This window comes from Melissospora conviva (assembly GCF_049523535.1).
In the GTDB taxonomy this organism is placed as follows: Bacteria; Actinomycetota; Actinomycetes; order Mycobacteriales; family Micromonosporaceae; genus Melissospora; species Melissospora conviva.
The window spans coordinates 320,173-345,281 of record NZ_JBLLDT010000002.1; the positions used below are offsets into that span (position 1 = coordinate 320,173).

The 25,109-nt window shown below is 71.4% G+C and carries 20 protein-coding genes; 6 read left to right on the plus strand and 14 right to left on the minus strand.

What is annotated here, in order from left to right:
- Nucleotides 1-10: 10 nt before the first annotated feature.
- A complete protein-coding gene (locus tag ACK8GG_RS06620; protein WP_440348830.1) occupies nt 11-1,486 on the plus strand; it encodes a catalase in 1,476 nt (491 codons plus the stop codon).
- 144 nt (nt 1,487-1,630) lie between these two features.
- On the opposite strand, the gene ACK8GG_RS06625 is transcribed toward ACK8GG_RS06620, so the two are convergent.
- The 4 genes from ACK8GG_RS06625 to ACK8GG_RS06640 all read right to left on the minus strand — a co-directional run bounded on the left by ACK8GG_RS06625 (nt 1,631) and on the right by ACK8GG_RS06640 (nt 5,494).
- A complete protein-coding gene (locus ACK8GG_RS06625; RefSeq protein WP_440348831.1) occupies nt 1,631-2,098 on the minus strand; it encodes a DUF4383 domain-containing protein in 468 nt (155 codons plus the stop codon).
- Between the two features lie 105 nt (nt 2,099-2,203).
- Complete coding sequence (locus tag ACK8GG_RS06630) at nt 2,204-2,353, minus strand: hypothetical protein (protein ID WP_440348832.1); 150 nt, start codon at nt 2,351-2,353, stop codon at nt 2,204-2,206.
- A gap of 376 nt (nt 2,354-2,729) precedes the next feature.
- On the minus strand, nt 2,730-3,017 hold the full coding sequence (locus ACK8GG_RS06635) for a hypothetical protein (RefSeq protein ID WP_440348833.1): 288 nt from the start codon (nt 3,015-3,017) through the stop codon (nt 2,730-2,732).
- 68 nt (nt 3,018-3,085) lie between these two features.
- Nucleotides 3,086-5,494, minus strand: coding sequence for a glycoside hydrolase family 3 protein (locus tag ACK8GG_RS06640; RefSeq protein WP_440355839.1), 2,409 nt, complete (start codon nt 5,492-5,494; stop codon nt 3,086-3,088).
- A gap of 302 nt (nt 5,495-5,796) precedes the next feature.
- On the opposite strand from ACK8GG_RS06640, the gene ACK8GG_RS06645 reads away from it, so the two are divergent.
- Both ACK8GG_RS06645 and ACK8GG_RS06650 read left to right on the plus strand, forming a co-directional pair.
- A complete protein-coding gene (locus tag ACK8GG_RS06645; protein ID WP_440355840.1) occupies nt 5,797-6,981 on the plus strand; it encodes a hypothetical protein in 1,185 nt (394 codons plus the stop codon).
- Between the two features lie 76 nt (nt 6,982-7,057).
- Nucleotides 7,058-7,495, plus strand: a complete 438-nt coding sequence (locus ACK8GG_RS06650; protein WP_440348836.1) for a hypothetical protein — start codon at nt 7,058-7,060, stop codon at nt 7,493-7,495.
- 30 nt (nt 7,496-7,525) lie between these two features.
- On the opposite strand, the gene ACK8GG_RS06655 is transcribed toward ACK8GG_RS06650, so the two are convergent.
- Nucleotides 7,526-9,109 (minus strand): methyltransferase domain-containing protein, encoded by a 1,584-nt coding sequence (locus ACK8GG_RS06655; RefSeq protein ID WP_440355841.1) that lies wholly within the window; start codon nt 9,107-9,109, stop codon nt 7,526-7,528.
- Nucleotides 9,110-9,183: 74 nt separating this feature from the next.
- Between ACK8GG_RS06655 and ACK8GG_RS06660 the strand changes: the two genes are divergently transcribed.
- Nucleotides 9,184-9,768, plus strand: a complete 585-nt coding sequence (locus tag ACK8GG_RS06660) for a helix-turn-helix domain-containing protein (RefSeq protein ID WP_440352923.1) — start codon at nt 9,184-9,186, stop codon at nt 9,766-9,768.
- 15 nt (nt 9,769-9,783) lie between these two features.
- Here the strand turns inward: ACK8GG_RS06660 and ACK8GG_RS06665 are convergent, their stop codons facing one another.
- Genes ACK8GG_RS06665 through ACK8GG_RS06700 form a run of 8 tightly spaced genes read right to left on the minus strand, consistent with a single transcriptional unit; the run spans nt 9,784 to nt 20,525 of the window.
- Nucleotides 9,784-11,244, minus strand: coding sequence for a S8 family serine peptidase (locus tag ACK8GG_RS06665; protein WP_440355842.1), 1,461 nt, complete (start codon nt 11,242-11,244; stop codon nt 9,784-9,786).
- The gene (locus ACK8GG_RS06670; RefSeq protein WP_440355843.1) at nt 11,238-12,851 is read right to left on the minus strand and encodes an RICIN domain-containing protein; all 1,614 of its coding nucleotides are present in this window, start codon (nt 12,849-12,851) and stop codon (nt 11,238-11,240) included. The genes ACK8GG_RS06665 and ACK8GG_RS06670 overlap by 7 nt, the downstream gene beginning before the upstream one ends.
- Nucleotides 12,852-12,879: 28 nt before the next feature.
- Nucleotides 12,880-13,524, minus strand: a complete 645-nt coding sequence (locus ACK8GG_RS06675) for a hypothetical protein (RefSeq protein ID WP_440352920.1) — start codon at nt 13,522-13,524, stop codon at nt 12,880-12,882.
- Nucleotides 13,521-14,282, minus strand: coding sequence for a hypothetical protein (locus tag ACK8GG_RS06680; RefSeq protein WP_440355844.1), 762 nt, complete (start codon nt 14,280-14,282; stop codon nt 13,521-13,523). Before ACK8GG_RS06680 ends, ACK8GG_RS06675 begins: the two co-directional genes overlap by 4 nt.
- Nucleotides 14,282-15,523 carry a hypothetical protein gene (locus ACK8GG_RS06685; protein WP_440352918.1) on the minus strand — a complete coding sequence of 414 codons (1,242 nt, stop codon included), beginning with the start codon at nt 15,521-15,523 and terminating at the stop codon, nt 14,282-14,284. The genes ACK8GG_RS06680 and ACK8GG_RS06685 overlap by 1 nt, the downstream gene beginning before the upstream one ends.
- On the minus strand, nt 15,520-15,801 hold the full coding sequence (locus ACK8GG_RS06690) for a hypothetical protein (protein ID WP_440348844.1): 282 nt from the start codon (nt 15,799-15,801) through the stop codon (nt 15,520-15,522). The genes ACK8GG_RS06685 and ACK8GG_RS06690 overlap by 4 nt, the downstream gene beginning before the upstream one ends.
- Nucleotides 15,802-15,829: 28 nt before the next feature.
- Nucleotides 15,830-20,209, minus strand: a complete 4,380-nt coding sequence (locus ACK8GG_RS06695; protein WP_440352917.1) for an FtsK/SpoIIIE domain-containing protein — start codon at nt 20,207-20,209, stop codon at nt 15,830-15,832.
- Nucleotides 20,210-20,228: 19 nt separating this feature from the next.
- The gene (locus ACK8GG_RS06700; RefSeq protein ID WP_440348846.1) at nt 20,229-20,525 is read right to left on the minus strand and encodes a WXG100 family type VII secretion target; all 297 of its coding nucleotides are present in this window, start codon (nt 20,523-20,525) and stop codon (nt 20,229-20,231) included.
- Between the two features lie 204 nt (nt 20,526-20,729).
- On the opposite strand from ACK8GG_RS06700, the gene ACK8GG_RS06705 reads away from it, so the two are divergent.
- Together ACK8GG_RS06705 and ACK8GG_RS06710 are read left to right on the plus strand one after the other, a co-directional pair.
- On the plus strand, nt 20,730-21,491 hold the full coding sequence (locus ACK8GG_RS06705) for a hypothetical protein (RefSeq protein ID WP_440355845.1): 762 nt from the start codon (nt 20,730-20,732) through the stop codon (nt 21,489-21,491).
- A gap of 59 nt (nt 21,492-21,550) precedes the next feature.
- Nucleotides 21,551-22,084, plus strand: coding sequence for a helix-turn-helix transcriptional regulator (locus ACK8GG_RS06710; protein ID WP_440355846.1), 534 nt, complete (start codon nt 21,551-21,553; stop codon nt 22,082-22,084).
- On the opposite strand, the gene ACK8GG_RS06715 is transcribed toward ACK8GG_RS06710, so the two are convergent.
- Nucleotides 22,081-24,954 (minus strand): AfsR/SARP family transcriptional regulator, encoded by a 2,874-nt coding sequence (locus ACK8GG_RS06715; RefSeq protein ID WP_440355847.1) that lies wholly within the window; start codon nt 24,952-24,954, stop codon nt 22,081-22,083. The genes ACK8GG_RS06710 and ACK8GG_RS06715 overlap by 4 nt on opposite strands.
- Between the last annotated feature and the right edge of the window lie 155 nt (nt 24,955-25,109).

Sequence of the window (25,109 nt, forward strand, 5' to 3'; positions counted from 1 at the left end):
GGAGATCGAAGTGACCGAGACCAACGGGCCACGCCCCGCCCCGAGCACCCAGGAGAACGGCGCCCCCGCCGTCAGCGACCGCAACTCGCTGAGCCTGGGCAGCAACGGCCCGCTGCTGCTGCACGACGTACGGCTCGTGGAGACCCTCGCGCACTTCAACCGCGAGCGGGTACCGGAGCGCAACCCGCACGCCAAGGGGTCGGGCGCCTTCGGTGTCTTCGAGACCACCGAGGACGTCTCGCGCTACACCAAGGCCGCGGTGTTCCAGCCGGGCGTCAAGACCGAGATGCTGGCGCGCTTCTCCACCGTGGCGGGCGAGCAGGGCTCCCCCGACACCTGGCGCGACGTGCGCGGCTTCTCGCTGAAGTTCTACACCTCCGAGGGCAACCTCGACATCGTCGGCAACAACACCCCGGTCTTCTTCCTGCGCGACCCGATGAAGTTCCCGCACTTCATCCGCTCGCAGAAGCGCCTGCCCGCCTCCGGCCTGCGCGACGCCAACATGCAGTGGGACTTCTGGACCCTCAACCCCGAGTCCGCCCACCAGGTCACCTACCTGATGGGTGACCGCGGCCTGCCGCTGAGCTGGCGGCACATGAACGGCTACGGCTCGCACACCTACATGTGGATCAACGCCGAGGGCGAGAAGTTCTGGGTGAAGTACCACTTCAAGACCGACCAGGGCGTGGTGAACATGCCGGGCGACGAGGCCGAGCGCCTCGCCGGCGTCGACGCCGACTACCACCGCCGGGACCTCTTCGACGCCATCGAGCGCGGCGAGCACCCCAGCTGGACGCTGCACGTGCAGGTCATGCCCTACGCCGACGCGAAGGACTACCGGTTCAACCCGTTCGACCTGACCAAGGTCTGGCCGCACGCGGACTACCCGCTGATCAAGGTCGGCAGGATGACCCTGAACCGCAACCCGGAGAACTTCTTCGCCCAGATCGAGCAGGCCGCGTTCGCCCCGTCGAACCAGGTCCCCGGCACCGGCTTCTCGCCGGACAAGATGCTGCTCGGCCGGGTCTTCGCCTACGCCGACGCCCAGCGCGCCCGCATCGGCACCAACTACATCCAGCTGCCGGTGAACAAGCCGAAGGTCGCCGGCGCCAACTCCTACACCTTCGACGGCAACATGGCCTTCGAGCACTCCGGCTCGGCCCCGGTCTACGCCCCCAACTCGTACGGGCGCGGTTACTCCGACGAGACCGGCCCGGTGGAGGAGAGCTGGGAGGCCGACGGCGAGATGGTGCGCAGCGCGTACACGCTGCACGCCGCCGACGACGACTTCTCGCAGGCCGGCGCCCTGGTGCGCGAGGTCTTCGACGACGCCGCACGTGAGCGTCTGGTCCAGACCGTCGCCGGTGCCCTCGCCGGCGGGGTCGTCGAGCCGGTGCTCTCGCGCGCCTTCCAGTACTGGAAGAACGTCGACCAGAGCGTCGGCGAGCGCATCGAGTCCGCCTACCAGGCGATCGTCACCAAGTGATCCGGCGCCCGGCACCCGCCGGGACGCCCGGCAACTGAACAACGCGGCAGAGCCGCCGGGTGCGCTTACACGCACCCGGCGGCTCTGCTTTTCGTGGTTGCGGGCGGCGGCAGAAGCCCGCCCACCTCGTCCCGGACGGCGCGGTCAGCGCCGGTCGGCGAGGCGACGGGTCAGCGCGATCCCGAGGCCGATCATGCCGAGGCCGAGGAAGAAGTGCAGCCAGTTGTCCGCACCGTTGAGCGGAATGAAGTTAGCGGCGCTGTCGTGGCCGATCACCAGCCCGTAGAGCCAGAGCACCAGATAGATGGCGCCGCCGCCGATCAGATACGCCCGCGCGCCGGAGATCGTCCGGGCCAGGGCGAGACCGGCGACACCGAATGCCAGGTGCACCAGGTTGTGCAGGATCGACACCTGGAACAGGCCGAGCAGCTTCGCGTCGGACTCGTGTCCGGCGAACTGCATGGTGTCGTAGTTGGTGGTGATGCCCGGGATGAATCCGAGCACTCCGACAAGCACGAAAACCGCACCGACCACCTGGGCCGCCGTGCGGACCGGGTGCTTGCCGGTGTTCCTGTTCGTGGCGGTGCCACCGGACGGGGACCTGTTCGCCATTCCCAACCTCCATTCAAGACGGTGAAAAGCTTGTTTCCTGACAACTTCGAGCCGAAGCAACCTCCGTACGGCTGACGCCGTCGGTCGCCGCGGCGGCGAGGACCCTCACGCCGCCGGATGCAGCACCGAACGCAGACAGCCGTCCTGCTTCTTCTCGAACAACTCGTAACCGCGCGCGCCGTCACGCAACGACATCGGATGAGTGGCGAGATAGCCGGGATCGATCTCACCGGCGGCGAGGCGCTCCAGCAGCATCGGGATGTACCGCTGGGCGTGCATCTGCCGCGGCGAGGTTGCGCAGCCGCTTCACCGCAATGTGCTGGCGCAGCAGCGGAAACTCGTACCGCTCCTCATGACGAGCATGCCTCATCACCGCCTCGCGCAGGAGAAGAACGCCCGCATCGAAGCCCTCGGCCTTGCACCCCGCCCTCGACGAGTGTCTTGAGCATCTCGTGGAGGTTGGCGTAGCGGTACAGGTGGCCGAATCCTCCAGCACCCCGAACTCGTACGCCTGCTTCAGGTACGGATCCGGCTCGTGCCGGGCCACCCAGGCGGTGAGGTCGACCGCGACCTGCTGCCGAGTAGCGCGGACGCGGGAGGAAAGCCCTCTGACTTCCCTCCCGCGCCACCCTCACGATCCGGCCGGCTCGTCCGACGTGTCGGCCGTACCGGATGCCGCGGGTGAGGCGACCCGGTCGGGACCGCTCTCCGCTCCCGACTGGCCGCCCTCCGGCGACACCGCTCCGTCGTAGTTGTAGACAGCCATCGTCGCTCCATCGTGGTCGCGCCGTTCCGTGGTGCGGATGTAGCGATGGATCAGGCCGTCGATCTCCAGCTCCACCAGGGCCGCCTCGCCACCGGTGGCCAGCGTGCCGTTGCGGGGACCACCGATGAGAAGCGCGTCTTTTGTCGTCGTCATGACCTGGGGCTACCCACCGCCACAGCCACTCAATCCAGCCCGCCCCGAGCTGCGCCCCAGCCGATGCCTCAGGCCGGCACCCGGCGCAGCAGCGCGAACGCCCGTGCCGCGTCACCGCCGAGCTCCGCCCGGTCGGCCTCGGCGATCCGGGCCATCGCGTGCGGCGCGGTCCTGCCGCCAACCACCGCCGCCTGCGCCTGGTCGTGCGCCACCGAGACGATGGCCGAACTCAGCCCGTCGACGGGCATGCGGGCCCGCCGCAGGTCCGCCAGCGCCGCGTCGAGCGCCCGCATCGCCGCGGGCCGAGGCGCCCCGACGGCGCTCCAGTTCCTCGCCGCCAGCGCATCGTTCACGTCCCGCACTGCCGCCCGCACCGCCGGATCACGGTGCGCGGCCCCCAGGTCCCGCACCTGGTCCCGGAGCCGGTCGCGCGCGGAGTCCGTACGCAGGCCCCAGCCGAACGGGTACTGCGGCCGGTAGTCGCTGTCACCCACGTTGATCGGCACCTGCGCGACGCTCTTCGGCCAGGTCACCGGCAGCCTGCCGGCGAAAGGACGGCGGCCGAAGAGCACGTCGGCCACTCCGGCGCCCTCGCTGCCGGGCAGCCAGGAGGCGACCAGCGCGTCGATGTCGGCCAGCTGGTCGCCGAGCACCTGCGGCCGGCCGGAGACCACCAGCACGACGCACCTCGCGATGGCGGAGCAGACTCTGTCGACCACGGCCCGGTCCGCCGCCTGCAACGTCAGCGACTTCTCCTCCTGCTGCGGCACCGTGCACCAACCGCACTCCGGGCCGCCGACATCGCCGTAGCCCTCCGCGTACGGGGTCTCCCCCACCACCACGATGCCGACGTCGGCGCCGGCGGTCGGGGCCGAGGCGTCGGCGCTGTAGGTGACCCGGGCCCGGGGCGCCACCTGCCGGATTCCCTCCAGCACCGAGGTTCCGGCAACGGCGTCGGCGCCCGAGACCCCCTGCCAGTCGATGGTCCAGCCGCCGGCCTGGTTGCCCATGTCGTCGGCGTTGCGCCCGGCGACGTAGAACGCGCCGTCGCGGCGCAGCGGCAGCAGGTTGCCGCTGTTCTTCAGCAGCACCTGCGACTTGGCGACGGCTTCCCGGCCCAGCTCCCGGTGCGTCGCGCTCCCCACCCGGGAGAGATTCTCCGCCGAGGCGTAGGGCTGCTCGAAGAGACCCAGCTCGAATTTCTTGCGCAGGATCCGGCGCACCGCGTCGTCGATGCGGGCCTGGCCGACCCGGCCGGCGCTCACCTCGGCCAGCAGCAGATCCTGGAACTGCTCGGCAGTGTTCGGCTCCATGAACATGTCGGTGCCCGCGTTGACCCCGACGCGCACCTTGTACCCGGTGAGCCCGCCGTTGCCCGGCTCGGCCGGATCCGGGATCTGATGGATGCCCTCCCAGTCGGAGATGACGAATCCGTCGAACCCGATCCGGCGCTTGAGCGTGTCGCTGATCAACTCGCGGTGGGCGTGCAGCTTTGTCGGGTTGCCCACCCCGTCCTCGGTCCAGTCGACGCTGGAGAAGGAGGGCATGATGCTGCCGACGTGGTGGCGGTGCACGGCGTCGACGTACGGCGCGAGGTGGAGCCGGGCGAAGTCGGCACGGCTGGTGACGGTCACGCCCTGGTCGATCGGGTACTGCTGCTCCCACCAGGGCCGGCCCTCGTTCGCCTCGGCGATCGCCGTGTTATAGACGGTGTCACCGTCGCCGGCGTAGTGCTTCGCGGTGGCCAGGACCCGATCGTCGTCGGCGAGCCGGCCCCTCCGCCCCTGCAGACCGTCGATCGAGGTCCCCATCCGCAGCACCAGCGCCGGATCCTCTCCGAAACTCTCGTAGCTGCGGCCCCACCGCTCGTCCCGGGAGACGCAGAGGCAGGGCGCGAAGTTCCAGGGGACGCCGGTGGCGCGAACCTCGGTCGCGGTCGCGTGCCCGACCCGCTCGACCAGGGCCGGGTCCCGGGTGGAGCCGAGCCCCACGTTGTGCGGGAAGACGGTGGCGCCGCGGAGGTTGCCGTGCCCGTGCACCGCGTCCACCCCGTAGATGATCGGAATCCCCAGTCGTGTCCGCAGAGCCTGCGCCTGAAAGCGGTTCACCATTTCCACCCAGGCCGCCGGGGTGTTGGGGGTCGGGACGGAACCGCCGCCAGAGAGCACCGAGCCGAGGTGCCACTGCGCCACCAGCGACGGGTCGGCGTCGACGGCCGCCCGTTCCGCCTGGGTCATCTGGCCGATCTTCTCCTCCAGGGTCATCCGGCGCAGCAGGTCCTCGACCCGCTGCTGCACCGGCCGACGCGCGTCCAGGTAGAGGGGCTGCCCGGCGCCGTCGACGCGGGTGTCGCCGGCACTGGCGTCGACGCTTCGGGTGTCGGCGGCGTACGCCGGGGCCATCGAGCCGACGAGTGCGCCCACGACGGCCAGCGCGGTGATGACCCGGCTGCGGCGTGCGGGAGAGCGTGATCGCATGTCGTCCTCTCCGCGGGCGGCGGATGCCCGGGATCCTCCCGCGGCTCGGACCTGTCCGCACCCCGCACCGCCGATCCTCGCCCCGCAAAGCGATTGCCGTCAATATATTGCCGTGATCGACAGCAGGTCAGACGGCAAATGGCAACATCCCGCCCGCCTTCGGTGCGCGGCCGCTGAGGCCGGACGCCCGGAAACGCCACCGGCCCGATATGGTCACTGTCCTATGCGCGCGGATCGATGAGCACGGTGAGGGACGGACAACATGAACGCCCTAACCGCCCGGGCCTGAAGGGACAGCTGTCGTGGCAGAGAGAAGCTGGGAGCAGTGCGTCCGTGAGGTGACGATCGCCGGGGACCCGGAGACGGTCGCCTCCGTGGGCATGGGCTGGCACAGCCTCGCCACCGCGCTGGGATACCTGCGCGACGAGCTGGTGGGCCGGTCGTCCGTCCAGCCGGGCGCGGCCGACGCGCAACGCCCACAGGCCGAGGGCCTGCCCGCGATGCTCGCCGGGTGGAAGGGCAGCGGCGGCGAGGCATACCGCGAGCACCTCGCCGAGATCGGCAAGAGCATCGAGGAGCTGATCGCCACCGCCGGCGATGTCAGTGGGGCGTTGTCCCGGATCGACGGCGACCTGCGCAAGGCGGTGGCGAACATCCCGATCCCGATGACCGACGACTTCGGGTGGACCCTGCCGAACGGCACCCCACTCGACGGCGCCCACGACGCGCAGAGCGCTGCGGATTTCCTCGCGGCGCTGCGCAAGGACCACCAGAGCAATCCCGCCGCGTACGCCGACGGCGCGTTCCGCGAGAAGGCCGATGAGCTCAACGCGACGACGAAGCTCGACGGGCTGGCCGCCGGCAGCAGACGCGGCGGTCTGTGGGACACCGTCCTGCAGCTGGACGAGTGGTACAACGCCAATCAGCAGCTGGCCAACGACGCCATGTCCCCACTGCCGTCGGCGGTGCAGGCCGAACGTCCCAAGCTGGTCGTGCGCGCACCGGACCAGCGCGACTCCGGCGACGCGGGCATCCACGGCGGCGGGGACGCCTCGACGCCAACCGGCTTTCCCGCAGGCGGCGGCGCCTACGGCAGCAGCCTCGCCGGAGCCGGTGCGCCAACCGTCGCCGGTGGGCATGTCGGTGCGGCCGGGCTGGGCAGCGGTGGCGTGCCGCACCCGCTCGGCGGCCTCGGCTCCGGCTCGCCCGGTCCCGGCGCCGGCGGGATCGGCGGCGGCGCGGCCGGCGGAATGGGGATGGGCGCCGTTCCCGGCATGGTCGGCGGCGGCAACGGCCGGGTCCCGCCGATGACCAGCCCGGCGAGCGCGCTGCGCAGCGCGGCCAGTGCGTCGACGGGCCCCGGCCCGCTGCCGGGCCAGGAGAGCATGGGATACGGCGACCCGGCCACCGACCGCTTGGACTGGTCGTTCAGGGACGACGATCCGTGGGGCGCGTACGAGCCGGCACCCCCTGGCATTCTTCGCTGAAACGGGACCAACCAGATATTCTCGCCGTCCAATGAGTACGGACCGATTAAGGCATCGGTGACGAGGGGACGAGTTCATGACCGCGATCGGGCCACCGGACACAGCTGGTCTCACCGTCAGCGTCGAGGACCTTGCCGCCGCCGCGGACTACATCGACCGGCTGCAGCAGTACGTCGACGACACCGTCCGCACCGAGATGGAACGCATCAAGGAGCGAATGAAGGGCGACAACGACAGCCCGCAGACCGTGCCGGACGCCACGCCCTTCGGCGCGTACGAGGACGCCCGGCTGCAGTGGCAGACACTGACCCGGTCGACGGCGAACATGGAGAGCCACCTGCAGACTCTTGCCGGCAAGCTCGCGCACCTGAAGAAGGGCACCGAGGAGATCGCCCAGGCGTTCCGCGACGCCGAGGAGCGCAACGCCGCCACCGGCAAGCAGATCGAGCGGATGCTGGAGTCCGCGGCGCAGCCACCTGCGGGCAAGCCGCCCGCCCAACCGCCACGGGACTGAGCGGACAGCTCTGGTTGTCGCCCGCGGGGCTCACCGGCGCCGGGCGACCAGCACGGCGTCGTGATGGGTGACCTCCTCTCCCCCGTGGCCGGCAGCGGCACGGGGCCGGGTCTGCACGGCCAGCAGGTCCCAGTCCGCGGGGTCAAGTTCGGCCGCGATCTCCTCGGCGGTGAACATCATCCCGGGGAAGTGCATCCGGTGCCCCCGGTTGCGCAGGTCGCGGGGGTGATGCCCGACGATGAGCAGGGTGCCCCCCGGGGCCACCGCGGCGGCCAGCCGCGCGTACAGGTCGCGCCGGGCATCGCCGGGCAGGTGCATGAAGTGCGCGGACACCAGGTCGTACGCCCCCTCGGCCGGCGGCTGTTCGCGCAGATCGGCGTGGACCCAGTCGGTACGCTCGGCGATCTGCGCGCCCCGCTCGGCGGCGTGCGCGGCTGCCCGCTCCAGAGCGGTGGTGGAGATGTCGACTCCCGTCACCTGCCAGCCGCGTTCGGCCAGCCAGAGCGCGTCGGCGCCCTCACCACAGCCGACGTCCAGGGCCCGGCCGGGGGCGAGCCCGGCGGCTTCGGCGACGAGCTGGGCGTTCGGGCGGCCGCTCCAGATCGCGGGGGCGGCCTGGTAGCGCTCCTCCCAGGCGGGCGCCTCGAACATCGTGCGGGCCCGGTGCCGGTAGTCGTCCACCGCCTGGCGGGTCTCCTCGGCGACGAGATCGGCGTTGATCGCCGCGCCGGCGTTGAGGCCGGCCGCGGCCGCGGTGACGACCTGGGCGCGCAGGTCGGCCACGTTGCCCGCGACCCAGACACCGGCGACGGCGGTGGCGCCGTTCGCGTCGGCCGGCACCTGGCTGCCGACGGTGTGACCGGCCATCTCGACGTCGACCGGCGTCACCCCGAGCTCCGCCAGCAGCTCCCCGCGGGCGGTGAAACGGGGTGCGACGACCAGCGCGTCGAGGGCGACGACCTCCCCCGAGGCCAGTCGCACGCCGGTGAGCGCGTCATCGACGACCTCGAGCGCGGTCACGGCGCCCTCGACGACCACGATCTCCCTGGCGGCGAGCCGGTCGGCATCCTCGCCGGCCGGAGGTGCCGTCTCGTGCGTCAGGAGGAGCACGTCCGCGCTCCACTGCCGCCACAGCTCCGCCTGATGCCCGGCGAGCGGCCCGGTCGCCAGTACGCCGATGCGCCGGTCGCGGACCTCCCAGCCGTGGCAGTACGGGCAGTGCAGCACGTCGCGTCCCCAGCGCCGCGCGATCCCCGGCACGTCGGGCAGTTCGTCCTGCAGCCCGGTGGTGACCAGCAGCCGGCGGGCCCGGGTGCTCCGGCCGTCCGCGAGCGTCACCAGGAAGGTCTCCCCGTCACGTCGCGCCTGCGTCACGGCCCCGTCGATCACCTCGCCGCCGTACCGGGTGACCTCGTCCCGCCCTGCCGTCAGCAGGTCGAGGGGGGACGCGCCGTCCCGGGTGAGGTAGTTGTGCACGTGCCCGGCCGGTGCGTTGCGCGGCTGCCCGCCGTCGATGACCAGCACCGACCGGCGGGCGCGTGACAGCGCCAGGGCCCCGCTGAGCCCGGCCGCTCCCCCGCCGACCACCACCACGTCGTACGTCTCCTCGCGCATGCTGCGCTCCCCTCCTCGTAGGCACCCCGGACACTGCCCCCGCGACCATCATCTCGACAAGTAATGTTGCCGGTATGGCAAATGACGAGGCGGCCACCCTGGCGGCGGTCGGCCCCCGGCTTCGTGCCCTGCGGCAGCGGCGCGGCACCACGCTGGCCCAGCTCGCCGAGCTCACCGGCATCTCGGTCAGCACGCTGTCGCGCCTGGAGTCCGGCGGGCGCAAACCCACCCTCGAACTGCTGCTGCCGCTGGCCCGCGCCCACCAGGTGCCCCTGGACGAGCTGGTCGACGCCCCGGCCACGGGCGATCCCCGGGTGCGCCCCCGGGCCATCGTCCGCGACGGTGTCACATACCTCCCGCTGACCCGCCGGCCCGGAGGTCTGCAGGCCTTCAAGCTGATCCTGCCGCCGGGCACGCCGCAGTGTGAGCGAGGACAGCAGAGCCATGAGGGTTACGAATGGCTCTATGTGCTCTCCGGTCGCCTCCGGCTGCTGCTCGGTGAGCACGACCTGATCCTGACCGCGGGCGAGGTGGCCGAGTTCGACACACGTACCCCGCACGCCCTGTCCAATCCCGGCGCGGAGCCGGCCGAGGCGCTCGGGCTCTTCGGGCCGCAGGGCGAGCGTCTGCACGTGCGCGCCCGCCCGAGGGCAGGCTGAGGCCCCGCCACCTCGCTACCGCACCGGTCCGCGGAGCTCGGCCACCTCACCCCGGCCCGACGGCCCGCCGCTGTTCGGCGGTTTCCAGAACGGGTCGTCGTTGTCGTCGCTGATCCGGGCCCGGGCAGCCAGGGCCTGCCGGTGCGCCCGGCGACGGGTGATCATCTCGCCCAGCAGGCGGGCCGGACGCTGCAGCAGCAACGTCAGGAGCGTCAGCACACCCAGGACGACCGCGATCCAGAAGAGGACCCGGCTCAGCGTTGCCAGACCGCCTTCGGGGGCCTGCGGGTCCGTGTCGACACCGGTTCCCGCGGGCAGCGACGTCGTGACGGCGGCGACCGGACTGACCATTCCTTCCACCGTTGTGGCCAGCACCTGCCGGGTGACGTCGGCAGCGCCGAGCTCGGGGTGGGCCGAACGGACCAGCGCGACCGTGCCGGCCACGAACGCTGCCGCGTACTCCGCTCCGGTGCCGGGCCGGCCGATGCTCGCCACCGCGACGCCGGGCGCCCGCAGGTCCACCGCCTCGACCGGATGGTCGTCGGCCGGTTGCCGGTCAGCGGTGACGGCGCCGACGCGGAGCAGTCCGTCCGCGGCTTCGGCGGCCGCGGACGCAGGCAGCACCACCACCACATCCCGCGCGATCGCGTCGCTGATCGCCGCGCGCAAGACCGGGTCGGCAGCATCGACGCCGATGCCGACCAGCACGACCTGTGCGCCGGTGTCGGCCGCGACCTCGATGCCCGTCGCCGCGAGAGCCGCCGAGAGCCGGGCGGCACCGGCCCTGATCGGCACAATCCGTGCCCCCGGCGCCACACCGAAGCGCGCGCCGTTCTCACCGTCGTCACCGGCGACGATGCCGGCCAGCGAGGTCCCGGTCCCCTCGCAGCCGGTGTCGCCGCCGCCGGAACCGGCGGCGATGTCGACTCCCGCGGTGACCCGGCCGGTGAGTGCGTCGGCAGCACCGTCCACGCCCGAGCCGATCACCGCGACCTTGACACCCGAGCCGTCCGTGGTGGACCAGGCACGGTTCGGTGTCAGCAGAGTCTGCCCCCACAACGCCACCGCCGGGGCACTCGCGTCCCAGCCACAGCGGGAGGAGCCACCGGCCTTGGCCGGTAGCGGACCGCGTTGCAGCCCGGCGCCGACCGCGTCCCAGGGCAGCACGAGTTGCCAGCCGGCGGCAAGCCGGCTCGGATCGGCGAGCCGGCCGCCGTCGGGCTGGACGCGCCCCGAGTTGAGCTCGAGGATCTCACCGGCCCGTCCCGCATCGCCCAGAAACCGGTCCGCGATCTGCCAGAGGTTCTCCGGCGCGCCCTGGTAGGAGGGCGCGACCGTGTAGTAGAGCTGGTCGGCGGCGGTGCCCGGCGCTGCTGCGGCCACCCCGGAAGGAAAGCCCACGCCGGTCATCGCGGCCGTCAGGACCACGGCCAGTGTCAGCTTGCGGAGCATCATCGCCGGCTCTCTCCTCACCACTCGGACTCCTCCACAAGAGCCCATTCATGGTCGTCACCGGAGAGGCACGGGACGAGTGCCAGCTGCACACCCGTGCCGCCGGTGCCCGCGCCGGGGACGTCGAGGCACATGTTCGTCACCGTGTTGCGCAGCCAGTAGTACTGCCACCCGTCCGAGACGACCTTCGGTTCCAGCCGGAAGTACTGGTTGTCCCGGTCCAAGCACCCGGTCTCGCTGAGCGGGGTGCTCGACGCCACCCCGCCCGTACCCGGAGGATCAATACAGAAGCCGTCGTCGACGTTACGAATCCAGTAGAGGTGGAAGCCCTCGCTGTCGGTGGCCCGCGGCTCGAAGATCCACTCCTGGTTGTCGTTGTAGGTCTTGGCGCACGCGAACAGCCCCACCGCGCCGTCCCGCGTGCCCGCGCCGTAGTCGGGCAGGTCGACGCAGTTGCCGGTGCGCAGGTTCACGATGAAGTACGGCCCGTAGCTGCGGGCCGGGCCGTCGGCTGCCCTGACCGCGGGCTGGTTGTCCCGCACACGTTTCGTGGGCGCAGCCGCGCTGGGCTTCGCAGCGGGCCTGCTCGGTGCCGCCGGGGCGGACGAGGGCGGGGCCGTCGGCGTCACCTGGAGCCGGGTGTCCTTGGCGTACTCGGTCTCTGCCCTGGTCACCGCATCGGTCAGCGCAGCAGGCACCGTCGCCTGCGGGTCGCCGCGGGTGAAGGCGGCCAGGGCCGGGCCGTACTCGCCGCCGGAGTGCCTGATGAGCTTGCACATCGTGCGGCCGAGAGCCGCGATCGCCACGGTCGGCTGCCACGGTGTCCGGCCCGGGGCCGGCTTCACATTGGCCGCCCACACTCCCGGCAGGAACTGCGCGATGCCCTGCTCACCAGCCGGACCGAGCCGGTGCGGATCGAACCCGGAGGTCACCATGATCTGCGCCGCGATCCGGGCCGGGGGCATCCCGGGGCAGACCTTTCCGGCCGCGACAACCGCCTTCACATACGCCTCGGGCACTCCAACGACCGGCCCGTCGACCGGGTGCGCGCCGGTCGGCGCGGATGCGGCCGGGCCGAAGGTCGCCTGCAGGGAGTACCAGGCGGCGTACCGCTCCACGGTGTCCACGTACGCCTTGGCGTTGTCGGGGATGCCGCCGGCGGCGATGACCTGATCCATCCCGCGCCGGTGGGCCGCCAGCGCGACCCGCCACGGATCCTCGTCGATCTTCAGCGCCCGGGACTGCCCGACTAGCTGGCAAACGGCATGCGCCAGGGCCGTGATGGCGGCCGCACGGTCGGTCGGTTCGGCGCCGGGCCACGGCGCATGCTGTCGCCACTGCTCGGGAGTCAGCGCGGCGACTCCGGCCGCACCCCCGTCGCGCATCTCGGGGACCGGCTCGTCGCCGAAGTTCGACGCGACCATGACCTGGCCGGCCAGCCGGGCGGGGGTGAGCGCCGGGCAGGCCGACGCCGCGCGCACCAGAATCCGCACGTCCGCCGCCGAGACCTGGTTGGCCGCCAGCGGCGCGGTGGCGTTGGCCACCTGCCGCGTCACGAAGGAGGAGATCCCGGTCAGGACCACCAGCGACAGGACGGAGCCGAGGAGCACCGGGCGACTCGGCCTCGGCATCCGGAACATCAGCGTGAAATTCCTTCCATCAGGTACGGGATGCCTGCTCGATCAGTTCGTCCTCGGTCGGCACGTCGACGTTGTCGGCCCAGCGCAGGGTGCCGACGACCGTGTCGAAGAGCAGCACGATGGCCTGCACCGGCTCGGCGTCGACGTCACCGTCGGTCAGCACGGTGAAAGTCAGCAGCCCCCAGACGCCGGGTGCGTCCGGCGCCGCCACGTAGTAGTTGACGCGTACCGCGGGGGTCTTGCGTTTGACGGGGCCGCTGTCGACGATCTGCCGTACCCGGACGGCCGGGCAGCCCCCGATCTCCAGCGCCATGCCGGCGGTGCCGGCGTCGGCGAGGAGCGAGTCCAGCACTGTCCGGGGATCGGAGGACTCGTCGGGGTCCTCGATCACCGAGAGCAGGAGCGTGCCGGGCAGGCGCATCCCGGCCATCTCCTGCACCGGCAACACCACCGCTCGGGCGCCCTGCCGCTCGGCCTCGTCGGTGGCCTCGGTGAGTTCGCGGGTCAGCATCCGGCGCCACGGGCCGGCCTTGTCCCGCGGCAGCGTGTCGGGCAGGGCGTGCCGGACGATGCCCCTGATGATCTGTTCCCGGACCCGGCTCATCTCGGGCGCGGTGGGTATGTGTGCCCAGCCGTCGGGGACGATCAGTTCAAAATCGATCATGACAGGCCCGGTCCGGCTGGGGGAACGAGCCGCAGTACCGTCTTGTCGTCCTCGGGCCCCGCGGCGAACTGGGTGGCGATCATGTTCATCAGCGCCTCCACACCGAAACCGATCACCGCGAGCTGATCCAACCCGGTGACCCGCGTCGTCAAAAGGACATCGACGTCGCCGGCGGCCGGCGTCCCTGATCCGGAACCGCCCTCCAGGCGCAGCGCCGCGTTGACCCGGCCGTGCAGCCCTTCATCCTCGGAACGGGCCAGCGCCAGCACCCGGATGCCGTCGCCGTGCGCGGTGCTGACGTACTCGACGTTCGGCTCCCTGACGTCGTCGTCAAACCCCTCGGCGCCGACGACGGCCATCAGGTAGGCCGAGTCGTCGGGGCGGGCCTGGCGGAACTCGGCCAGGACGACCAGCGGCAGCCAGCGCGCCTCGTCGCCGACGAACCCCGCGCCCCAGATGAGACGGCAGTTCGCGGGCACGTCGTCGGCGCGCTCCAGCAGGTCACCCGCCACCGCGGCGCCCATCTCCTCGACGGTGAACGGGAATTCCTGGGCAGCATCGGCGGGCCAGGCGGCCCGGGCGGCAGCGACCTTCTCACCCACCCAGTCGTCAAGGACGCCCGCCACCGACTTCCGCCAGGCGCTCCGCTCCGTGGCATCGCTTTCGGCACCCGGCACCCAGTCCCAGAACCAGGACACCTCGAAGGCGCCGGCCGAGCCTTCATCCGTCGTCGGCGCTTCGCCGAGCGGTGATCTCATCAGGCGTCCTTGAGCAGCGGATTCTCGGTTGCCTGAAGGCCGGCGACGATCAGACCGGCGCCGAGATTGAAGAACTGGCTGACGAAGTTCCAGGACGCGAAGATCGCTTTGAAACCGGTCGCGATCTGAGCGAAGCCGCTTCCGAAGGAGAGGCCGCTCAGGAAGGTCACGTTCTTGAACGTTGCCGCACCGGACAGGCCGGCCCACAAGCTCTTCCCCAGGTCGACGAAGCCGGATTTGAATCCGGCACCGAACAGCCCGTTCCACCAGGTCTTCCCCGCGGCGAAGAAACCAGGCTTGGCGGCGATCGCGATCGGCTTGCTGAAGTCGAACAGCTCGATCGTCACCCGCCCGTTCACGATCGCGCCCGGTCTGATTCTGAGGGCCGGGAGCCCCTTGAAGAACTTGGTGGCACCGTCGACCGTCTTGGCGATGTGGCCGAACGCCGCGCCCAGTCCGGCGAAGCCGAGTCCGACGGCCCCGAGGACGACACTGAGCACGCTGCCGTCGCCGCCGCCCAGCAGGACGCTGTCGGCTATCAGGGTGACAGCGCCGGCGGCCATGCCGGCTATCGCGAGTACGTTCAGACCAGGAATCAAGAAGGCCAGCGCGGTCAGAACCATGGCGATGATTCCGAAGATCTCGCTGATCTTCTTGAAGATGGCCATCACCCGCCAGTTGATTTTGTCGGTCAGCCCGTCGTCGTAGTTCTTGCAGTTCACCGCGTCGCCGAGGCGCTTGCCGGCCACGTCCAGGTCGTTCAGCGCGTTGACCAGCCGGTTCTTCGCGGCAGTGGTCTGCGACGCCGCCTCCTCCTGCGCACGCTTCTTCTCGGCGGCCTTCTGCTCCTCCTCCGGCGGGATGACGCCGTCGGGGCCTTTCTGCGGGTCCGGCATCGCATTCGCTCTGGTCAGCGACGCGTTCCCGTCGTCCTCCGCAGCGGTGGCGGCCGCGACCTCGGTGATCGCGTGCTGCAACTCCGGTTCGTACTTCCTGATCTCGGTGGCGACGTCGCGGTAGCGCACTGCGGCTTTGCCGAGGTCGCCCTTGAGGGACTCTGCGTCCTTCTTGAGCGGACCGACCCACTCCCCCCGGAGCCCTTCCTCGCCCGCATCGACGATCTTCTGCAGCTTGGCGACCGCGTCGTCAATCGTCATCGAGATGTGCTGGTAGCGCTTCTGGGCAGCCTCGATTTCGGAGGGATCGGCGGCCCGGAGAGTACCGACGCGGCGATCGCTCACTTCGGCTCCCCGAGGCTGTCAAGCATCTGCCGCTCGGCCTCGGTCCACGCCTGGTCGGCACCCTCCACCGAATCGCGGAACTTCTTCATCGCCTCGACCATCTTGTCGCGGCTGCCGGTCCAGTTGTCGGCGAAGTCCCCCATCGACAGGTTCGCGTTGTGCTGTCCCCACTGCCCCTTGTAAGCATTCTGGAAATCCAACGCGCCCTCGAACTCGCTGATCAGCTGGTTGAGATCCCGCACCAGACCACCCAGGTCCTTGACAACGATGTCCGCCATCACATCACCGCTTCCACTGTCATCGCCTTCACTCGCCGGCCCCGGCCGGCTCCAGCAACGGCACCTGGACCGTCTGCAAGGTGCCGTCGCCCAGGTGCACCCGGGCGGCCCCGGGCACCACCCGCTCCGCCAGGTTCGCCCGGGAGAGCCGGACGCCGACCAGGTCTCCGGCGCTCAGGGTCGGTGGGGAGAGCAGCGCACCGCGCCGGTTCTTCTTGACCTCCACCTGCCAGCCCGAGAAGCCCATCGCCACCGAGGAGATCTCGCCGGCGATGACGACCGCCCGCCGTCTGCCGGACGCGGAACGGATCAACTGGCGCAGCCAGTCCCGGCACTGCACGTCCCGCCACGCCTCGGCGTCGTCGATCAACAGGGCGACCGGCCCCTCCCCGGGGTCGACCAGAGCCGCGAACTCCTCCTCGGCCGGGCTCTCACCCGTGATGATCCCCCGTACGCCGGGACGGCCCGCGAGGTCGAGCAGCGGTGTCCGCATCGGCGCACCGATGACCAGTTCGGCACCGGAGCGCAGCAGGGACTCCGCCATCACCCGCAGCGCGGTGCTGCGGCCGGAACGGGACGGCCCGGCGATCAGGAACGTCGGCTGATCACCGAGAAGATCCATGCCGATCGGCGCCAGCTCGTCGCCGCCGACACCGATCAGCGCCCACCCCGGGGTCGGCTTCGCCACCGAATCCCAGGCCTGGTCGAAGGTGAGCTGGCTGGGCATCGCGGCGATCTTGCCGGGGCGCAGCTGTCTCGGGACGGCCGCCTCGCGTTCGGTCAGCCGGGCCGCCAGGGCGTGCATGGCGGAGACCTGCGCCGGACCGCTCGGGTCCGCGGCCACCAGCTCGACCTGCACCTCGATCGCGCTGACCGCCCGGTAGCCACGGCCCGGCGGCAGGCTCTCCGGGATCTTCCGCGGATTGAGTCCCGCCATGGTGGCGTCACTGCGGTCGGAGAGACGCAGCACCAGCTTCTCGTCACAGAGCGAGGCGATCCGCCCACTCAGGAGACTGTGGTCGCCCGCCACGATCAGGTGGACGCCGGCGCTGGCACCCTCCCGCATCAGGATGTGCACGAGATCGGTCAGCGCACCGCCGTCGTGCTCACTGAGGGTTCCCATGAAACCCTCCCAGCGGTCCAGCAGCAACAGAATGTGCGGCAACCGCTCGGCGGCAGGGCTGGTCGTGCGCTGCTCGGTCAGATCGGCGAATCCACCCTCACCGAGCACCTTCTGCCGGCGCATCACCTCCTCGTGCAGACGACGCAGCAGCCGGCTGGCGCGTTCCACGTCGGTGCGCTGCGCGACCGCGCCGCAGTGCGGGAACCGGGTGATCGGCAGCAGCGCCCCGTTGCCGCAGTCAAGCCCGTAGAGGTGCAGGTCGGCCACGCTCGCGGCGGAGGCCGCCGCGGTGGCGATCGTCCGCAGGGCCTGCGACCGGCCGGACCGGGGCGCGCCGACGATGTGCAGGTGGCCGAAGGTCGAGAGGTCGATCGTCAGCGGCACCTGCTGCTGCGTCTTCGGCAGGTCCTGCCGGGCCCACGCGAAGGAGGGTTCGCCCCGGTCGTCCCGGAGCGGTTCGGCCGGCAGGTCCACCACCGACACGGTCGGCAACGCCGGCAGCCAGGGCCGGCGCTGCGCGGGCAGGCCCAGCATGTCGTTCGCCTGCCGGATCGCCGAGACCAGCACCGACAGGTCGGTGGCCTCGTCGGTCTCGACCACGGTACGGGGCCGCTGCGGCACCGGCCTGCCCAGATCCAGCCAGCCCACGGGGTGCAGGAAGGGCGCGGCCACGGCGTCCGCCGGGTTCTGCTGCGGTCGGCGGCCACCGACCCGGCCGGTCTGGAACGGGATGAGCGAGCTGTGCCCCAGTCGTGCGTACGCGCGCCCAGGGTTCGCCGCGGAGATGCTCGCCGCTTCCCGGGCGTCGATGACGTCGGCGCTCTCCCCGGCGTCGGTGACCCGCAGCGCCACCCGCAGGTTGGTGTTGGCGCGGATCTCCGCGTTGACCACGCCGTTGGGGCGCTGGGTGGCCAGGATCAGGTGGATTCCGAGCGACCGCCCCCGCTGCGCGATGTTGACCAGGCCGGTGACGAAGTCCGGCAGCTCCCGGGCCATCGAGGCGAACTCGTCGATGACGATCAGCAGTCGCGGGATCGGCGCCGGGACCGGGCGCCGGGTGGAGTAGTCGACGTAGTCCTCGAGATCCTTGGCGCCGACCGCGGCGAGCAGGTGCTCCCGGTGCGTCAGCTCCGCGCCGAGCGAGGTGAGGGCCCGCTCGACCAGATGGGTGTCGAGGTCGGTCACCATCCCGACGGTGTGCGGCAGATCGACGCAGTCCTTGAAGGCCGCTCCGCCCTTGTAGTCGACGAGGACGAAGTTCATCCCGTCGGGACGGTTCGCCACGGCGAGCGAGGCCACCACGGTCTGGAGGAACTCGGACTTGCCGGAGCCCGTCGTGCCCGCGACCAGGCCGTGCGGTCCGTGCTGGACCAGGTCGAGCGCGAACGGGCCGTCCAGGCTGTACCCGACCACCGCCCGGGTGCTGCGGGGCGAGGCGGTCCAGCGGGCGCTGATCGCGGCGACCGAGGGGTCCTCCATGCTCAGCACCTCGAGCAGCCGCGCCGAGGGCGGCAGTGCGGCATCACCGTGGGTGTCGCTGACGTCGCGAACCGGGGCGAGCCGCCGACCGGTGGTCGGGAACCAGTCGTCGATCACCTCGTCGACGCGGATGCCCTCGATCGTGGCTGCCCGTTGCTGACGCAGCGTCGTCGGCAGCCCGTCACCGCCGACGACCACGGTCGTGCACTCCTCGGGGAGGGTGCGTTCGTCGCTGTCCACACAGATGAAGTAGATGCCGACGGCCGGGCCGCCCAGCAGGAGGGAGACAACACCGGGCAGGGCCCGCAGCCGCCGGGCGCCGTCGAGCACGACCACCACGTCGGGGTCACCCATCACCGCGCCCGCGCCGGCATTCAGCCGGGCCTGGCGGCGGGCCTCGGTCAGCTCGAGCAGCTCGGCGATCCGGCGGGCGATCGTCTCGGCGTCCATGCCGAGCAGCGTCAGGGTCTGCTGTCCCAGCGACGGACGGGTGTGCGGCAGCCAGGCCGCCCATTCCCACAGTTCACCGCCGCCCGGATCGGTGAGCACATAGAGCTGCAGGTCGCGAGGGCTCTGCGCGACGGCGAGCTGGCCGGTCATCCAGCGCGCCAGGCGGCGGGGCCATTCACCGCGCCCGGCGACACCGACGACGCCGGCCCGCACGATCGAGAAGGAGACCGGTACGTCGTGCAGCTGCCGGGGCTCGGTGCGCCGGTCCTGACCGGCGGCCTCGACGGTGATCATGCTGGGCAGGTCGGCGATACCGACCCGGACCACGAGGTGGTCGGGGTCGGTGCGGCGGCGCTCCCACAACCGGGCCCGCGGGCCCGTCGCGACGATCAACAGCTCGGCGGGGTCCGGGGCGGCGACGCGGCGGTCGTGGCGCTCCAGGACTATCGTCTCGGCGATGTCGGCCTCGATCGCGGCCACCCGCTCCTGGTGCTCGGCGATCTGGCTGCGGTGGCTGCGGTTGCCCTGCCGCCGCCCGGTCCACCAGTTGCCGAGCACCATGAGCGGGGACATCGCCGCGAACATCAGGTACATCGGGTTCTTCAGGACCAGCGCCATGACGCCGCCGAAGATCGCCGGCAGTGCGGCGGCCAGCCACGGCAGCGCGTTCGGCGTCGGTGGCTTCGGCTCCGCGGGGATCCGGAACTTGTCCGGCCGTACCGGCGGGAGCAGCCGCGGCGGGCGGTTGTAGTCGAGGTACTCACTCTCCGGCGAGGGTTCGACGACCGCGTCCGGGCAGCGGACCGGGTGCGCCTCCAGCGCGGTGCCCTGCGCCGTCAACTGGGCTGTCTCCGTCCAGCGGACCTCCTCTGCGCCCAGCTCCTCGCGGTCCAGCAGCAGCGAGCCGTCGACGCCGCGTACGTGGACCTGGGCGTCGAAGGTGACCCGGACGACACCGGCCACCGGCGCCACGTCCTCCGCCAGCCGCACCGTGCAGCCGGGGGCCGAACCGATCCGGTGCTCACCCGGGCCCAGCGACCAGATCCGTCCGGCCCCCGTGCCCGAGACGGCCCGGACGGTGATCAGCCCGCCGGTGGTGTACGGGGCGGGCCCCGGCTCGCCGACCCAGAGCACCGCACCGTCGTGCACGCCACTGGCGGCCAGCGGCAGGCCGAGGTCGAGCGGCCGGTCGTCCAGGTAGACCTGGCCGCCGCCGAGGGTGTGACCGTGCGCGATGTACGACGGGTCGAGACTGTCCAGCAGGTTCTTGACGATGTCCCGCACCGGGGTGGCCGGATCGGCGTCCACGACCACATCAGCCGACCCCGTCTGCCGCGACGTCAGCGTGATCAACATGCGCACGGTGTACCTCTGGTTACTTGCCGAGGGAGCCGGCGAGCTGGGTGTCCATGTCGCGCAGCGCCTGAACCGCCTTGTCCAGCCACTCGGAGAGGAGGTCGAGGTTCTCCATGACCTCGTTCGCCGCGGTGACGAACTCGGTGTGGACCTCGTCGAACTTGCCGGACGCCTGGTCGGTGACGAACCCCGAGCCGGTGAGGTTGTCCACGATCGACTTGCACTCGGTCAACCGGGCGTCGATCTCGTTCTTGTTGTTGCGCATGCGGGTCGCGCTGTCCGACATCTCCGTATAGGTGATGTTGAGGTTCGGCATTGTGTCGTCCCTTCGAATGGTGCGAGCCGTGCCGCACGCCCGGCTCGTTGTCGACAACGTCGATCAACCTAGGAAGGGATCCCGCTGCGGTCCAGAGCGGAGTTCGAGGATCTGGGCCCCAGGGCCCAGAGACATCGTTGACAGCCACGGCCCTGGCCCTGACCATTTCGACTGGCCCCGAACCGGCCGTCTGAGGAGTCGAGGATGAAGTGGCTGGGAAGATCCCCCGGCGACCGGCGCGCACCCGAGCCGGGCTCCTACGAGCAGTCCGGCGCCTGGACCGTCGACCGGGCGATTCGCGCCCTCGCCACCGGCTGCGCCGCACACCAGCGCCCGGTGCCCGCGGTCGGCGCCGTCGTCCTCGGCCCGGAGACCGTGGCGCTGCGTCTGACCACCCCCGACGAGAACCCGGCCCCCGGTTGGACCGTCGAGGAGCACGGCCGCACCTGGCGCGCGTCACTGCGGTGGCTGCAGACCGCCGCGGTCGACGACCGGCTGCCGGAGCCGTTTCCACTGCTCGTCTCGCTCGGGATGACCGACGACGGGCGGCTGCTGCTCAACCTCGCCGAGGCAGCCGGGATGATCAGCCTCGAGGGCGACACCGAGTTGGCCCGCGGCCTTGCCAGGTCGTGGGCACGACGGCTCGCCACGAGCCCGTGGGCAGCGGCGATCCGGGTGATCCGGGTGGGGTTCGAACCCGATCCCGACTTCACCGGGCTGGACGTGGCACGGCTCATCGAGGTCGCCGCGACGCTCGACGGCCCGGAGCCGGGGGGCGTCCTGCTCTTCGCCGGCCAGCCCCTGGGACGCGACCTTCATCAGGTCGACCGGCTTCTCGGCGAACCGGCCCGGCGCTGGTCGGTCGTGGCCGTCGACGCCGCGGAGGCGACCTGGCGCTTCGTGGTGGGCGTGGACGGCACCGTCGACACCGGCCTGCTGGATGAGCACGTCCGTCTTCGCCCGTGACGAGCCGTGTGGAGCGAACGTGAAGCCGTCCTGAAGCGGGACAGACCAGACTGAACGGCGTGTCCACGGCTTCTCCTACGCCGGGCGCGATCGGCGGCCGGGTACGGATCGCCGTCGCCAGCCCGGAGATCCTCGCCCACATCCGTCACGAGTTCGCCAGCAGAGGTCTGGACGTGCAGTTCGACGGACTGCCCGCGGTCGACGTGGTCGTCACCCTGGGGACCGGCCCCGAGCCGGCGTGGAGCGCACTCGCCGACGCCCTCAATGAACTCGCCGGACCGCACACCCGGCGCCGCGATCCGGCCGCCGCCCGATACCGGTTGGCGCTGATCCCGCACCAGCGTCCGGCCGGCGGCGACGAGCACTCCGGCGACACCCGGCGGACGTACGGCGCACCGCCGCTCTCGCCGCGCGAGGCGGAGGTCATGGACTCGATCAGCCGCGGAATGAGCAACGCCGACATCGCGGCGCTGCTGCGGGTGGAACAGAAGACCGTGAAGAATCACGTGAACCGCATCTTCACCAAGCTCGGCGCCCGCAGCCGTGTCGAAGCGGTGCTGATCTGGCAAGGGCGCCCGGTTACGACCGCTTAGCCCTCCAGAGCGGTCAGAAAGGCACGGACAACAGCGGCCTCCTCGGCGTGCAGCTCCTCGAACCGGGCGAGCGCCCGGCGAGCGAGTCCCGCGGCGACACCATCGTCGGCCCCCTCGTGTGCGGGCACGCCCACCCGCGCCAGGCCGAACAGGGCGAGCGCCTCGTGGTAGCGGTCGCCGGCGTCCTCGCTGATCCGCAGCGCATCACCGAACGCCTTCTCGGCCTCCTCCTGACGGCCGAGACCGTGCCCGGCCAGTCCGAGGTTGATGAGCAGGTTGGCCTCGAGAATCCGGTCGCCGGCGCGGCGGGCGTAGTAGAGACCGGGCACCCCGTGCTGTACGGCCTCCTCCCAGCGCCCGGTTTCGGCGTTGAGCTCACAGAGGACGTCGTGCGTCGCGGCCAGGTAGTAGTGGATGCCCTCCTGCTCGGCGAGCGCCAACGCCTCCTGGGCCGGACCGCGCGCGGCGTCGTACTCCTTGGCCTCGCGCAGCGTCGACGCCAGATTGCCGAGCAGGCTGATCCGGTGCTGCCAGTCCTGCGGGCGGGCAAGCAGCTCAAGCCCGCGGTGGAGCTGCTGCACCGCGGTCTCGTTGCGCCCCAGCCGCGAGTAGGCGACGCTGCGATGGTTGAAGATCATCGCCTGTGCCACCGGGTTGCCGGCCGCCTCGGCGTCCCGCATGGCCACCCCCAGCAGCTGCAGCCACTCCCGGGGCTGACCCGCCGCATAGAAGTACTCGAAGAGCAGGCAGGTGAGATGCCACGCCGGACCGGGCGGCCCGCTGCGGCCCGCGGCGCGGATCAGCGCGGCGATGTTCTGCCACTCCAGGCCGCACCAGCGCAGCCGGTCCCGTTGGCCGGCGAAGATGATCGGCGGCACGTCGCTCTGCGGCGCCTCGATCGGCAGGTCGCGGGAGACCACGCCACTGCCGGGCCGCGAGAGCGTGAGGCGGTACCAGGCGAGGACCCGTACCAGGGCGTCCTGCCGCTCGCCGCCGGGCAGCTGCCCGGAGAGTTCCGCGGCGTACGCCCGGGTGAGGTCGTGCATGGTGAACCGGTCGTCCTCCTGCTCCAGCAGGGAGAGCGCGCCGAGGGTGGCCAGCAGCACCTCGGCCCGATCGGGTGGGACGGCGAAGAGTGCTGCCGCGGTGTGCCGGGTCACGCTCGCCCCGGGAAAGACCCCGAGCAGGCGGAAGGCCCGGGCGGCGTCCTCGCCGAGTGCGGTGAACGACCAGGAGAGGACGCCGCGCACGGAGCAGAGCGGATCGTCGGCCAGCTCCAGCGCGTCCAGCCGGTGCTGGACGTCCTCGAGCTGTCCGACAAGATCACTGATGTGGGCCCCGGAGGTCGACACCACCTGCTCTGCCGCGATCTGCAGGGCGAACGGCGAGCGGTCGCAGAGTTGCGTGAGCCGGCGTGCGGCCTCCGGTTCAGCCCCTACCCGTTCCTCCCCGATCGCGGCGGCGAGCAGGCTCAACGACTCCTGTTCACTGAGCGCCCCCAGAGGAATCCGGCGCGCGGCGTGCCGGACGGCGAGCCCGGAGAGCCGGTTGCGGCTGGTCACGATGACGAAGCAGCTTCCGCTGCCGGGCAGGAGGTCCTCCACCTGGTCGGCGGAGGCGGCGTTGTCGAGCACGAGAAGCATGCGCCGGTCGGCCAGCAGGCTGCGCCAGAGCGCGATCCGCTCCTCACGTCCGTCCGGCACGTGCCGGACGCCGACGGAGGCCAGCAGCTGGTGGAGGGCGGCCTCCGGCGTCAGCGGGGCCCGGGAGGGATCGAACCCCCGCAGATTGATGTGGACCTGCCCGTCCGGGTAGCCGTCGCGCAGCAGATGCCCACTGCGCAGCGCAAGGGCGCTCTTGCCGATGCCACCGACGCCCACGATCATGACGATCCGGCGGCTCGATCCCCCGGCCCCGGCTGCGCTGCGTACGACGGTCAGCAGCTCGGCGGTTCTCCCCACGAAGACGTCGGTGCCGTGTGGGAGCTGCGCCGGCCGGAGCGGTGCGCCGACTCCCGGTCCTTCGGCGGCCCCACCCGGGTCGCGCAACGGTTCTCTCCCCTGGCCCCGCTCCGGGTTCCGTTGTTTCGGCAAGCGCGCACGGTCTGCCGCCGACGACGCCTCAGCCGGGCTGTGCCCGTCGGCCAGGATCGCGGCATAGACGGCCTGGGTGGCCGGAGCCGGGCTGATTCCCAGCTCGGCGGCGAGCCTGCGGCGCAGATCCTCGTACTGTCCCAGCCCTTCGGCGCTGCGACCGCCGCGATGCAGCACTTTCATCAGCGCACAGCGCAGCCGCTCGTCGAACGGATGGGCCGGGATCTCGGCGAGCAGCAGGTCGGCCAGCTCGGTGAGCCTGCCGGGAGGGGCCAGTTCGGCGTACTCGACCAGAAGTTGCAGCCGGAGGCGGGCGAGGCGGTTGCGGGCCAGCGCGACGAAAGGCCCCGGCACCCCCGCGAGGATGGTTCCCGCCGTCCACGACGCCAACGCCTGCTCGTACGCCCCGACGGCGTGCCGCGTGCCCTGGGCCGCCTGTGCCCGTCCAGCCAGATCCTTCGCGACCGCGATATCGAACATCGAACCCTCGAGTCGCAGCCGGTAACCGGACCGGGTGCTGATCAGCCGCTCCTGCGCCGGCCCGAGGACCCGGCGGAGTCCGGAGACGTAGGTGTGCAGACTCCCGGCCGCCGTCGTCGGCGGCGACTCGCCCCAGACGTGATCGACGAGCTCGCCCCGGGAGACGGTCGCCCCCTCGCAGAGCGCGAGTACTGCGAAGACTGCGCGCTGCTTGGGTGGGCCGAGGTCGATCTCGTCACCGTCGACGAAGACGGTGAGCGGTCCGAGGCCTTCGACCCGTAACCGGCCGTCACTCACCCCGACTCTTCCCCCGGTTTGGCACGGCTCGGCCATGGACCGTTATCGCCGCCAACAGTCGCACTCCTCGCGGTCACACACCCCGGGCGATCCTGACCTCGGCCCACCGCGTACGACGCGGGACGGCAGAGCGGCGGTAACGATAGCGCAGCGAT